The sequence below is a fragment of the Paenibacillus sp. FSL H7-0737 genome (genome assembly GCF_000758545.1).
Taxonomy (GTDB): Bacteria; Bacillota; Bacilli; order Paenibacillales; family Paenibacillaceae; genus Paenibacillus_AQ.
This window is the reverse complement of record NZ_CP009279.1, coordinates 3,390,836-3,404,003: the sequence shown is the minus strand read 5'-3', so window position 1 is coordinate 3,404,003 and position 13,168 is coordinate 3,390,836. Positions and strand designations below refer to the sequence as shown.

General features: G+C 48.5%; 8 protein-coding genes. 2 read left to right on the top strand and 6 right to left on the bottom strand.

The annotated features are described in order from the left end of the window. Positions 1–10: 10 nt before the first annotated feature. The 3 genes from H70737_RS14705 to H70737_RS14695 all read right to left on the bottom strand — a co-directional run bounded on the left by H70737_RS14705 (position 11) and on the right by H70737_RS14695 (position 5,699). Entirely contained in the window at positions 11–1,099 is a 1,089-nt protein-coding gene (locus H70737_RS14705) for a peptidylprolyl isomerase (protein WP_042188360.1), read from the bottom strand. 193 nt (positions 1,100–1,292) lie between these two features. Further along, the gene (locus H70737_RS14700; protein ID WP_156113114.1) at positions 1,293–3,464 is read right to left on the bottom strand and encodes a GH92 family glycosyl hydrolase; all 2,172 of its coding nucleotides are present in this window, start codon (positions 3,462–3,464) and stop codon (positions 1,293–1,295) included. Between the two features lie 57 nt (positions 3,465–3,521). Continuing rightward, on the bottom strand, positions 3,522–5,699 hold the full coding sequence (locus tag H70737_RS14695; RefSeq protein ID WP_042188356.1) for a beta-galactosidase: 2,178 nt from the start codon (positions 5,697–5,699) through the stop codon (positions 3,522–3,524). 307 nt (positions 5,700–6,006) lie between these two features. On the opposite strand from H70737_RS14695, the gene H70737_RS14690 reads away from it, so the two are divergent. Both H70737_RS14690 and H70737_RS29830 read left to right on the top strand, forming a co-directional pair. Further along, the gene (locus H70737_RS14690; protein WP_042188354.1) at positions 6,007–7,248 is read left to right on the top strand and encodes a response regulator; all 1,242 of its coding nucleotides are present in this window, start codon (positions 6,007–6,009) and stop codon (positions 7,246–7,248) included. Positions 7,249–7,279: 31 nt separating this feature from the next. After that, positions 7,280–9,007: a cache domain-containing sensor histidine kinase gene (locus H70737_RS29830; RefSeq protein ID WP_197071203.1), complete on the top strand. Its 1,728-nt coding sequence runs from the start codon at positions 7,280–7,282 to the stop codon at positions 9,005–9,007. 150 nt (positions 9,008–9,157) lie between these two features. Here H70737_RS29830 and H70737_RS14680 read toward each other — a convergent pair whose 3' ends face one another. The 3 genes from H70737_RS14680 to H70737_RS14670 all read right to left on the bottom strand — a co-directional run bounded on the left by H70737_RS14680 (position 9,158) and on the right by H70737_RS14670 (position 13,167). Continuing rightward, entirely contained in the window at positions 9,158–9,406 is a 249-nt protein-coding gene (locus H70737_RS14680; RefSeq protein ID WP_042188352.1) for a hypothetical protein, read from the bottom strand. Between the two features lie 220 nt (positions 9,407–9,626). Next, positions 9,627–10,655, bottom strand: coding sequence for a cache domain-containing protein (locus H70737_RS14675; RefSeq protein WP_042188350.1), 1,029 nt, complete (start codon positions 10,653–10,655; stop codon positions 9,627–9,629). A gap of 64 nt (positions 10,656–10,719) precedes the next feature. Beyond that, on the bottom strand, positions 10,720–13,167 hold the full coding sequence (locus H70737_RS14670) for an alpha-L-rhamnosidase-related protein (RefSeq protein WP_042188347.1): 2,448 nt from the start codon (positions 13,165–13,167) through the stop codon (positions 10,720–10,722). Between the last annotated feature and the right edge of the window lies 1 nt (position 13,168).

Sequence of the window (13,168 nt, the reverse complement as noted above, 5' to 3'; positions counted from 1 at the left end):
CCTTGAACATTTATTGAATGGCTTGGTTTGCGAGTCTTTCAGCCATTGGGTAATTCCATTCTGGGACAGCTTTGGATAGCTTATCGTCCACCAAGGATCTAAACTTCTGTTGCGCCAAATGAAGTGTGATAGCATCCTTCACTTGATCGAAAGGTATAACTCCTGCATCCTCTACCGATAGACAGTAAAGTAGATGGATGGCCCCATTTTCAGCAAACAAGCCACTAATCTGTCCAGGTGCAAGCTGATCTGCAGCAAGCAATACCTTAGGATTTTCCAGCGCTGCTGTTCGCCGGGAAGCACTTGTTATTTTGACTTCGCCCACGTTTATACCCAGCTCTTTTGCCTGCTGATGGATGCCTGCGTCTGATCTTATTTCTGCTGTTGCTGCTGCCCGGAGCAATTCCATTTTCTCCATGGCCTCCTGCTGATCCTTGTATTCTGTTTCCGGACCAAAGGGCAGTGATGCCCATTCAAGATGTATAGCTCCCGGCCGAGAATATTTAGCAGCTTGCTTTGCTTCATATTCCAGCCTTACCTGTTCATCTGAAATCACGATGCCTCCGTTGCTGCGCATTGCTTCAATCGTGGTATCCTCAAGGTTGCTCATGTAATAACTGTAATAGGCCTGCGCTTCCAGATGAAGAGGACCATACACCACTTCCTTATTCGCTACCGCCTGACTCCGCCGTTGATTCTCACGCCCCATTCCTTTTAGAAAACCTTCATAGCTGATATCCGATATCACCCCTGCTTCTTGAGCAAGCTGCAACTCCATCCGCTTCGTCAGTAGCTGCGTCTGGGATTCTTTTATCCACCTGTGGATTGGTTTTTCGCCGGAATAGTCGGTAGACCAGAATTTCTCTGAGTAGTCGGCATCGTAGGTCTGTTTGAAGTAATCAGCAGTCAGTGCCCGATTCATTTGAAGATGCCAGTTGAACTCCGCTGCAGTGACCTCCTGTCCGTTAAGGGTCAGAAGTGGTGCTTCTGCTTGTGGAGCCTGCACATTCATCGCGCCAATCAGCAGCAGGCTTCCCGCAATCAGGGCGAATAGAATAGTGATAAGTCGATTTCTTTTGGAATAAAGCCTTAAAGTCATAAGTTGCTTCCTCCTCTCCGCATTCTTATTAAGCGCTTTCATTCTCTTCGATATTAGACATGTTACCCTTGAAAAAACAGGCGGGAATGCTGCGAAATGGTTTGCCATTTCACGATTTGACCAAAAAGAGCAATTTCGTTCCATCCAAAAAACAAAAACAGCCCGAAATATTCCGGACTGCCTTGCATTGCTTTTAGGACGGGACTACCCCCGGACACATACTGAAGTTCAGGACGCCGCCTTTAATAATCTCTTCATGAGGCAAAGAGTGGTGCTCCCAAAGCGTATGGTTCCAGTGAATTGATTTACTGTACACATTGGCAGGGCTGTTGTTTTGCGCTTCAATGACCCACTGCCGCCCATTTTCAAGCTGGATCGTTACTTTATCAAATAGAGGGCTGCCTAGCACATATTCGGGAATCCCGGGACTTAACGGATACAGTCCGATGGCGCTCCAAATATACCAGGCACCCATGCTGCCATTATCCTCGTCGCCGGGTAACCCCTCCATTCCACTGTTGAACAGTTTAGCCATGGTTTTGCGAACCCAGTACTGTGTTTTGGACAACGCCCCGAGTCGGGCGAAAATATAAGGTATATGGAAGCTGGGCTGATTGCTGATGGCAAACTGCCCTAGATCGGCCGCAGCCATTTCCGACATTTCATGAATTTCCAAGCCATAAGACCCCACTTTGAATATCGGTTCCTCGGCCATTAACTGGGCCAGACGCCGAACAAAAGCTTCCTCGCCACCCATCAGACTGGCTAATCCCGGGAAGTCATGGGGAACCGCCCAGCTCCCTTGCCAAGCTCCACCTTCACAGAACGGATCACCCCACGCCAAAGAATCAAATCCTTCCTGCCAAGTACCGTCCTCGTTACGGCCTCTCATAAAACCAACCTCTGGATCAAACAGCAGCTTGTAATTCTGCGCCCGGTCCATAAAACGCTCATAATCATCCATTTTGCCGAGTGCTTTAGCAATCTGGGCTATACAGAAGTCCCCGTATATATAATCCAGCGTGTTACTTACACTTTCATGAAAACGATCATGCGGCAGATAGCCGTGCTGCAAATACAATTCTAGCCCCCGTCTACCCAGCTTCTCGTCTGTAGCCGGACGATCTGCATGTTTCAGCAAACCTTCATATATTAGCTCTACGTCGAAGCCGCCGATGCCCTTAACCACGGCATCCGCAGCTGCCGCATCGATCAGTGTGCCGGGCATGGCACTGCGTTCGCCTGGTGAAAGCCATTTTGGCAGCCAGCCGCTTTCACCGTAAGCTAATGTCCAAGCCTGCATGATCTCACCGAGCAAGGATGGAAACAGGATACTGTATAACGGGAAGCTAGTCCGGTATACATCCCACAGTCCGATATCTGAATACATTGGACCCCGGCAAATTCTGCCGTTAAAAGGACTGTAATGAATTTGCTCGTCCTGCTCGTTATATTCATGCCATGTTCTAGGAAACAGGCAGATCCGGTACATACAGCTGTAAAAGGTACTGAGGTTCTCTTCATCCGCGCTTTCGACAACGATGCGGCTCAGCCGTTCTTCCCAGCCTGCCTCTGCTTTGCTCAAGATCTCTCCGAAGCTGTTCCCACCAACCTCCCGATCGAGATTCAATTGCGCTTGCTCCCCACTAATAAAGGAAGTGCCGCATTTCACTTCTATTACACCGGATTCCGGTAGGTTTAATTCTACGTATGCACCCAGCTTATCGCCGGTTCCTTCATACGTCCCTAAAGGTTGGTACTCCCCGTCAAAGATTCCCGAATCCTCCATGAGAATGTCTGTGTCGAATTGGAAGACGAAATACATCGCGAAATTATCGGGTACCCCGGCGGTATGGCCTCTTGTAAAGCCGATGATCCTGCGTTTCTCCGGTTGAAAGGTGAGTTGAGACTCGCCTTTAAGCGGTGCTATTATGAGCCTGTTCTGCTGCCCCTTAGCGTATGTTATTCTAATCACCGCACAGCGCTCTGTAGGGGTCAGCTCCAGTCGGGTACGATATCGTTGAAGAGACACACCGAAGTAGTGTGGGGACACTTGCATCTCTTCCGGTTTAAAGGAAGATGAGCGCGAATCAGGACTGAGCAATAACGGTCCAGTCTGCGGCAACAGTGTTAGATGTCCATAATCTCCGATCCAAGGACTGGGCTGGTGAGTTAGTCGTATGCCCTCCAGGTGGCGATGGTGCGGATGGAAGAACCAGGTCCCCCCTGCTTCGTGGGTTTGCGGGCTCCAAGCCGCCATGCCAAATGGCATCGCTGTAAGCGGCAGCGTATTGCCGTGTGAGTAGCGGAAATCCGACTTAGTCCCCTGTAATGGATTAACATAATCTAACAAACCCAAATGGATACACTCCTTTGGCTGGCTTACACCAGCTCTATAATCTCCGACCTTAACTGCTGCCGGCTAAGATAATCGAAATACTTGAACATCTCCAGCTTCTACCCGTATAGACAGTTGAGTTGTTGAAGGTTCAAACGGATTTATTGGCTGAATTTTGGCATTCCCATCGTCAAACCATGGCTCTGCTGAAGTATAATTGGCAGGCAGCGTAACTTTGGCTTCTGCCAACGTCTTCCCTTCATTATGCACATAGAGGAACGCACCTCTGTCTTCTTCAACTTCCCACTCGGAAAGATCAGCGCGGACACCTCCGCTTGCTTGCACATTCGGCTGTAGCTTCAATTCCTGCTGTAAAAGATCGCGCACCAACTGGAGCGTTCCGGTATGTCCATCCTGCCAGTAGGCAGCCGCAAGTAAGGTACCGAACCACACAGCACGCCCATTGCCATAAGCGGCGGCCGTCAACACAGGCATGTTGTCCTCGGCAAATTCGGCTAGGACCTTCACATGACTTTGCAGCTCAATATCTGATTTGTAATAGGAGCCGTGTGCCTTATCATCTGCGGCTGCTTCCCCTTCCTTGCTGTGTTTCATTACATTAAGGAGTGGGATCGCCGTCCGTGATTCGAATGCTACCTGATGATAGCTATGATCCAGGTTCTCGGCAGAATGAATCCAAGTCTCCCGAACCCCAAAGACTTCATCAAATCCGTAACCAGGAACTGTATAGCTGTGACAGCCATTCTCTGCCTGAAGCGCTCCGAAGGAGCATTCCGAAATCAATATGCCTCCCTTTTCCACCCACTCACGCAGGAGGTCACACAGTTTACGGTTCAGATACAGTGGATAAGGCATCCACAGGCAGCGGTATTGCTCCAATGTCTTTTCCGTAACATCCGACTCATGCAGAAATTCCACTTTATAATTAAGATCATGTAGCAGTTTATGGACGCCTTGCAGGGAATCGTTATAGGTGTCCAAATGATCATGGGCAGCAAAGTTTGCGATTTGGTTCTGTGGGCTGAATAGAATAGCAATCCCGTCCCCACGCCGTTTTGCCTCTAAAAGCTCATGCTTATTGTATTGCACATGCTTATTTAGTTGGGCCATATCCTTGTACCATGGGGTTGGACTGCCGTCCAAATACACACTACCCCAAGCCGGAGCCTCCTGTCCTAATACCTCCGGTCTATACTGCCAGAACAGATATCCCGTGATACCACGGGCGAGCGGGGTCAGAATATGTTGCTTCATTTCTCGCAGCTCCGGCTGGCGCGGTTTCATCGCCGTATTGCCAGGCAGCGCATGAATCTCTGAGTTGATGATCGGTTTGCCTTTGGCGGCAGAGATCAGTAGATCAGCCGACCAAGCTGAGGACCCTAGGCTATTTCCTGTCAGGTCACAGGGCTCAGCCAGCTTAAAGTCGTCTGATCCTGCTGTAATCATATTAAAAATAGGAGCTGGCACAGTATGTGCCATAACAGGATGAAGCAGATCCAGTGACTTCACAGTATCTACCCGGCTCCGCAGCTCATCTGTTAAAGTACAGGACATGAACAGCCGCCAGTCCACCAAATCATTGAATACGCCTTGCCCACGCGGTGCCTCTACTTCCTCCCAGCTTCCGTAAGTCCGCTGCCATGATTCGTTCAGAGCTACCAGAGTAATATATTTATTTTTCAGCCATTCTTGGAATGCCAGCACTGAGTGCTCGCAATAACATACCTGGTTGTCAAATGACAGCTTGCGCTTAATCCCTGTCGTCAGCTCAGGCTCATTCCATAAATCCCACACCCAGAGTGCAGGATGATCTTTGAAAGTCTTCACTGTTTCCGCCAGAAATTTCGCCTTCTCCGTGGCTGCAGCTGCATGGTGATAACAAGGTCCAGGAGCTCCGCCAATCTGGCGGCAGTTAATTGCCCTTGGTTCCAGAACGGAACCGTCTGCTGTGATCATTTTGGAATCAGGATGTTTTTTATAAAACCAGGCTGGCGCCACATCGAAAATCACGTTCAAAATGACCTTTAAGCCATTCTGTTGAGCAATATCCATCAGCTCCTGAATATCATCGAACTGGTAGATCCCTTCTTTGGACACGCTGGCGCGCCACTGCACCCAATACTTCACACAATTGAAGCCCTGCCCGGCAATATTGCTTAGGTCTTTCTCCCATTGATCCCGGAATGGGGTTGGGGAACGGTAATATTGAAACCCGAATGGAATAAATGATTTTTGTATCAAGGGTACTCCTCCTACAGCGTTCAATTTCGATGTCATGTATTTATAAAAGCGCTTACCGCTCTTTTACGGTTAAAGTCTATCACAGTACATTTTGCAAAAGTTAGGATGGAATCCTATGAAACGGTTTGTTAAGCTGTTGAAATGTTTAGAACTTCCGCTATGCGGACATTTTTGTACTTAGCCACCGGTGAACATACTGCGAAATCGTTTGTGATCCTGACAACTGAGAAATTACCGCTCCTCTAAAAGAGGTTTCATGTTTATAATGACTGTAAGACATATTAGAAACTACTTCGAGGTGAGGCCAATGTTGAAAGCGCTTATAGTAGATGATGAATATCTCGTCCGTATGGGCATCACCCAAACCATAGACTGGGCAGAATACAACGTCGAGATCATAGGAGAAGCCAGCAATGGTGAAGAGGGTTTGGAGCTTGCACTACAGCACCGCCCGGATGTGATTATTACCGATATCCGTATGCCGTATATGAACGGTCTTGAACTTATCGAGAAAATACGGGAGCAGGACATGCTCGTAGGCATTGTCGTACTTAGCGGTTATGACGAATTTCAATATGCGCAGGCTGCATTACGTTATGGTGCCTCCACCTATTTGCTGAAGCCCATTAATATAGAAGAACTCGCAGATACAGTACGAAGCGTTGGTGATGAAATCCTGGGGAAAAAGCAACTCTCCAAGCGATATTCACAGCTTAATGAGGAAATTGCCGCGATATCCAAACAATTCTGGCAGGATTTACTGCATGGCCAGCTGCATAGTGAGGAATTCATTACCAGCAAAATTAAGCTGCTGGAGCTGCAATTGGAACCAGGAAAAGCTATGCTGCCGCTGTCCATAGCCTTCCCTGCTGATAATGGTCTTCAAGAAACTGATGTAGGCAAAGCGTTGGAGGATGAAGCAGCGGTTATTCTGGAAGCGTATTCTTTTGAACAGCTCTGTCTATTCCGCGATAGTCATCTGGAGTGGGTTATGATTCTCCGAACCGATGAACCTGAGCTTGCTGGTGATTCTGCCCGCAGATTAGGTAAGCAGCTATCGGAATGGAGCCAGCAGCACTTCGGCCAGGCTCTTAGCGTTGGCATCGGCAAACCAACTGAAGAATGGAACGGAATCGTAGATTCATACAAACAGGCTGTGCTTGCTTCGCAGCGTGCATTGTCTGGTATTGAACGCGTGTTGTACGCTGAGGAAGAGGCCGGAGCTCGATGCCGGCGTGAAATCAGAGACGCCCTCGCTTTTATCCGGGAGCATTATGCTGGGAACATTACCGTGGAGATGGTTGCTGCTGCGGTGTTCGTCAGTCCAACCCATTTAATGCATCTATTCCGCAAAGATTTGAACAAGACGTTCTATGAATGTCTGACGGAATATCGGATTGAAGAAGCCAAACGTATGCTACGCAATCCGATGTACCGGGTCTATGAGGTAGGCAATCAGGTTGGTTTCACCGACTCCAAATACTTTAGCCAGATTTTCAAAAAGATGACGGGCATCCCACCGAGCGAATATGCAAAAACCTATGGTTAAGCTAACGATGGCCAACCGGATGGATTCTTGGATGCGGAGGTTCAAGATCAAAAGTCGGATTGTTGTTGTCCTGTTAGTGGGATTGTCTCTGCATCTGGTGCTGATGCTTGTTATTTTTAACTTCTATTCCTATACCTATCTGCAGAAGGATCTGTATCGCCATGTGGTCCAGACTCAACGCCAAATTGGGCTCAGTGTGGAGTTGATGGTCGATGACATTCAGATGTTGTTCCTGCGATTTCTGGTGAACAGCGACATTTACCAGATCATTAATAACGATTCCCTGCCAGCAGCAGACAAGGAATTACGGATCGGGGCTATCATCGACGGTATGCTGGCACAGAATGATCTGGTGGGCAATGTAATCATCAACACCAATGATAATATGCTTTACTCTTATCAGTCCAAGGAGCAGATGCTCGAGGTTCCCGAAGCCTTGTTCATTAAACGTATTCAGGAGAGCAGCATGCCTGTTGTCGGTGAAATCAAACGGGATGGGGACGGCAATGCCTATATCCCCTTCGGACAGCAATTCCGGAACTTCAATACGGGGCAAAATATCGGGGTCGTCATCATCTATGTCAGAGAAGCCGCCTTGGCAGATCTTTATTCCTCCAGTTTCACTGGCATTGGCTACTCCTTCCTGACCTCCAGCGACCGGATTATATCTCACCCCGACAAGCGGCTCTTGGGCAATTTTTTGGAGGAGAATGCCCCTCTTCGCCCGGGTCAGAAAGAAGGCTACCGCACCTGGTCAGATAACGGGAATTCCTATATCATTGCTACTTATCCTTTGAATCCTAGGTTGGAGACGCTTGGCGTTAGCTGGGAGTTCACCAGTGTGATTTCTAGCCACAAGTTACTGGAGGGAATTGCCAAGGGTAACCGAAATGCCCTTCTTTTCGCCAGTGTTACCTTCATTGTGCTACTGATTCTTTCCTTTTATCTGGCGGCCAAAATCACCCGACCACTACTGAACTTGAAGAAGAAGCTGAGTCTGTTTGGCAAAAAAGACCTAGCAGCTGTCTATGAGCAGCGGGCACAGGTCGATGAGATTTTCCAGCTAGAGAACAGCTACTATCAGATGGTAGAACGGATCAGCCAATTAATGCTTGAAAAAGATGAGGAAAAAGAGAAGCAGCGCAAGGCGGAGCTGACTGCGCTACAGTCGCAGATCAATCCTCATTTCCTCTACAACACGTTAGATGCGATTGCCTGGATTGCCCGGCTGAAGAAGCAGCCCGACATTGAGCGGCTGATTTCTTCTCTGGCGACCTTTTTTCGGATTAGCCTGCATAAAGGCGATAAATTCGTTACTGTCGACGAAGAAATCCGTTTGGTGGAGAGTTTTGTGACGGTCGAGCAAATGCGTTTCCCGAATAAATTCGAGATTGAATACGATATTGAGGAATCGCTGCGCAAAGTCCGCATTCTAAAGCTGATTCTTCAGCCTATCGCAGAGAATGCGATCAAGCACGGCATTAGCGAAAAACGTGGCATGGGCAGAATCTGGATTAAAGGCGAGCTGCTGGAGGATGAGATTCGCTTTACAGTGACGGATGACGGAGTCGGCTTTGCCAACGGTGCGACACTTAGCCAAGCTAAGGAAGATGTGCTGTTCCAGAGCGGATATGGGTTGCGAAATGTGGACGAACGGATCAAGCTGGAATACGGTCCTCAATATGGGCTAAGCATCTCCAGCACTCCGGGGCAAGGCACCACGGTTACGATTAGCTTGAAGAAAGATCTGCCCAATTAACTAAGATTGTTAATTAATGCGGACACTACAAAGAAATCGTTCCTTTTTTGAGAGTTGGTGGTACTTCCACTTTTCTCACAAAGAGCGATTTCTTTTTTTGACGTGTGAGCAGTGTGGGTAGATATTCTGCTCAATGCTGTCAATACTGATTTAATAAATAATATCGTGTTGTTCCCCGTCTTTGGGATCGTTAATAACAACCCACTGTTCCTCAACTATGTTTAGTTCCTCATTGCAGAATTCCATTGCTTCTTCTAATGTTTCATAACAATAGTCAGCATTTGCACCCTTATTTTCATGAGTTTCAAATAGAAATAAATAAACACGATACTTTGATTCATAAATCATTACCTTACTGATGTCCCCTATTGGTTCTGTAAGAAGAGCATACATTCTCATATTTTCACCCCATATGTTCTATTGCAGTATCTTACCATAACGTTATCCAGCCCAATAGTTGAACAAGCCCCTACGAAGTAGATTCGCTGTGATCGGTTCCCACCCAAGTAGATATAAGCACTGCTAGCCAGTGACCTTTTGCAGATTTTAGCGGGTAACCTGAAATTCCAATGCTTCATAGATTCTGTCTACCATTCTGTTGCCATTCCGACTACCAATCTTAGTCTTTCATCGTGGAGTTAATTTTCAAGTACAACTGTTTCAGCGGATTAACAATACTGCCACTAAGCATTGAGATCAGCAACCAGAACACTATGAAAACGACGATGTTTAAAACGATCATTAAATACTTAAATGTCCGCAGCTCTGCATTCATCCCGTCTGCAGAGATATAGGTGACAATCCGCTCGTCCGATTCGGGCAGCGGATAGAGCAAAATCAAGCCGTCGGCCGTTTCACGCTCCAACAAATCCATAGCACCGCTACTTGAACTATCTTGTTCTTCCGGCATAGCTGGATTATCCTTCTCCGGTGTGGTCAGCGCAGTTCTAATTTCTTGCAGCCGCTTCATGGGCACATCCGCCGCATTCAGCAGCTTTCCGTTACTTGTCAGCAGATAAACTTCATTCTCGCCGTAGATCGTATTCTTGCCTGACAGGTAGAAGCTGTACAGCTTGTCAATCTCAACTTCGAGCGAGAGCAGACCTAAAATTTGCCCCTCCGTGTTCTGAATTTTCACCTCAAGCAGCAGACGATCGCGCAGATCAGAAGGCGCGTTCATCAGATGTTCCCGGTTCAGCACCGTCCAGCGCAAAGCCTGTTCCCGATTATCCAGAAATTGTTCCATCCCTGGAACTTTCTTGATCTCTGTAAAGGGGAGAAGCCCGGATACATTGCTCGAGGAGTACGTCCCCCCTGCTTCACCCCAAATATAAATGCCGAGAATGTCACTGCTAGAGGAGCGAATGCCCTCAAGTATCGGAGAAATCGCTCCATCATATGCTGGTTTTTTCAACGCATTTTGTACCACCTGATTGTTGGAGATAAGCTTGGAGGTCTCCTCTAGCCAGTTCATGAACAAAAGAGTGTTCTTATGCTGCTGACCAGTGTATTGAACGGACAACAGCCGCAACATATCCAAACTTCTATGCTCCATAGTACGGTACAAAATGAAACTCGAAGCGGCAATGTAAACGGTAATAAACAACACCAGGACAAGGCGGATGTTGCGGCCGAATGATCTGAACATATAACTCCCTATCCCCCTCTGGTGTATGAATCAACGAAAACGAAGATCAATTGAAATCAGACTATCAGCTAAAGTGACTAAAGTCGATCTCCTTATAAAAAGAACCTGCATCTGTCAGCAGCACTTCATGATTAGGCAAGATAATTGTAATCGCCGAACCGGCTGGCCAGTTAGCTTCAAAATGGAAGCTTTTATGTCCCCCTTCTGAATGGATTTCCCATTTCACATGTATTGGACCCAGACTTGTGCTTACGATTCCACTGGCCTGTTGCAGTTCGCCGCAATGTGGCTTTATGGTTATTCCCCCTATCCCTTGCCGGACACCCAATATCCCTCTTGTGAACTCAGTGATCGGCAGCGCGCTCCAGGCGTGACAGTCACTTCTGGTTCCAACAGAGTCCATTTCTGGGAGTGTAGTGAGGTTCAAATCCAGCTGCTTCATCCAGCGTGCCCATAGTCCGAAGGAGCGGTCATACAATCCGCAATGTTCCAACGCGCGAAAAAGATAATAGCTCATCGGCAGTGAAAGCTTAGCCAGTGATGTGTCAGCCATTGTAGTCTCTAGTAGTGCTGCCCCCTCTACAGCGTCCACAGTGCCTGCTAAAATCGCCCAGACCTGCGTATGCTGGCTCAGCTGTGTTTCCGCTGTTGCCGCCGGACTGTCGCGGAACATCAAGCTGTTCGATTGGCGACAGCAATCCAGTACCGCAGCGTTGACCGCGGCTTTGCGCTGACGCAATTCAATTGCAATCTGCGTCCACCCGCTGGCGGCAAGCAATTCAGCCGCTTGCTCCAACGCGGCCGCATACATCAAGCTAAGCACGGTTGCAGGTGCATCATCCGTACAATCTGGTGCACCGAGTGGCCATTCTTCCACCCAGTCAAAATAATTCCAATATTGGCGAGGCGTTCTGTCCACCAGACCTTGCGGTGTCAGTCGCTGATCGAACCAGTCCAATACGGATAACAGTGGCAGTCGGTACCGATTTATGATAGCCAGATCTCCGAAGGATCTGTAGTGGTCATGAATCATCCCGATCCAATATAAAGAAAAGGAGGGGATGACCTGTGGCAGCACGGAGGGGTAGCGGCTTTGCAACATGCCGTTTGGCAGCTGCGAAGCCCTATAATCTTCCATTGCCCTCCGTGCCAATTGGTCGTCTCCTGATAACAGGTACGTAAATTCCATCATCAGTTTGGTATCCATGGTATATTGCAACTGTTCATAATACGGCGTATCCTCGTAGGTCTCATGCATGCAGCGTTGTAGTGTTCGGACACTCAGCTCCCAGAGCTGGTTATATCGTTCATCGTTGCAATGAAAGCTTCCTTCCGGCAGCAAAGGATATCCGGTCTCCCGATAACTGAAGCCGGATATCGTCAAAGGCTCAGCTCCAGTATTCACCTCCAGCCGGACATACCGGAAAGTACGAAACCAGAATGGCTCATAGCATTCCATCTGCACCGAGGTGCCATAACCGGCTGGATAGTAGCTGTCATAACCGCCTCTTAACACATGCTCCTGCATATCATCGCGGACAGCTTTGCGGCGGATCTCGTCATCCCCAGTCTCTTCTTCGTAGCACTCGGCGTACAGGAGGGTGATCCGGCTACCTTCCCCCCCAAGAAGCTTAAGCTGCGGATAAGCTGTGATTAGCTCACCTGCATCCAACTCCAGCCAGAGTTGCTGTCCCGCTTCCACGTGTATTCCTGCTAATGGCAGGGCAACCTCACTAGCTTCATTCCGCAGCTCCAGACAATGCCCTTTTTCAAATAGGGCATCTCCTTCACCACTGCTGCTCCGCATCAGCTTCAGGAAGAGCTGCTCCCGCTCATACAGCAGCGGAATCGGACGTTTGTCCAGTTGCCATGGGGCCAATTGGCCATAATCATCCCGCACCGGCTGTACAATCCTTGCGGCTAACCAGGCGCTGTCGTCATATTCCGGCAGCGTCCAATCCAGCAGCGCTACGTCCCCCTCCACCTCTTCCAATCCGCCCATCCAGCGCATAATCGGAAACGGCTGAAGTCGGTAGCTGTGGTCCCTAATGCTTTTCCATGAGGTATCTGTATTCAGTTCCTGCACAAGCTGCCCATTGTTCATAACTTCCGATTCTACAAGCAAGCCGCCTTTTTGCGAACGCCAGATGGATAGAGGTCCGTCTTCCCCCAGCTCAAAGGGAGATGTCCCTGCATAATGAACTACCATAACAGCAATCACATTTATACCTGGTTGCAAAACGTCGTCCAAATTGAACTCCTCATAATAGTGTACATGACCATGACCCTTGCAAGGACCGGCCCATAAACGCTGCCCGTTAACAAAGAGTCTGTAGCGACTGTCAGCAGTAATGGCCAAATTCAGACTGTAGGCCCTCTCGGCTCCAGCTGGCAGCTCAAACATTTTGCGAAAATACACTCGCTCGTGTTGCTGCTCCCAACTTTCTGTCCCTTCCTCATCCAAAGGCCAGATCCATCGCGCGCTCCAGCCTCCCCATTCTTTTGCTGCCATA

Excerpts from the sequence above, each read along its gene's own strand:
- H70737_RS14675 (WP_042188350.1), bottom strand. The coding sequence starts at position 10,655 with ATGTTCAGATCATTCGGCCGCAACATCCGCCTTGTCCTGGTGTTGTTT.
- H70737_RS14705 (WP_042188360.1), bottom strand. The coding sequence starts at position 1,099 with ATGACTTTAAGGCTTTATTCCAAAAGAAATCGACTTATCACTATTCTA.
- H70737_RS29830 (WP_197071203.1), top strand. The coding sequence starts at position 7,280 with ATGCGGAGGTTCAAGATCAAAAGTCGGATTGTTGTTGTCCTGTTAGTG.
- H70737_RS14690 (WP_042188354.1), top strand. The coding sequence starts at position 6,007 with ATGTTGAAAGCGCTTATAGTAGATGATGAATATCTCGTCCGTATGGGC.
- H70737_RS14680 (WP_042188352.1), bottom strand. The coding sequence starts at position 9,406 with ATGAGAATGTATGCTCTTCTTACAGAACCAATAGGGGACATCAGTAAG.
- H70737_RS14670 (WP_042188347.1), bottom strand. The coding sequence starts at position 13,167 with ATGGCAGCAAAAGAATGGGGAGGCTGGAGCGCGCGATGGATCTGGCCT.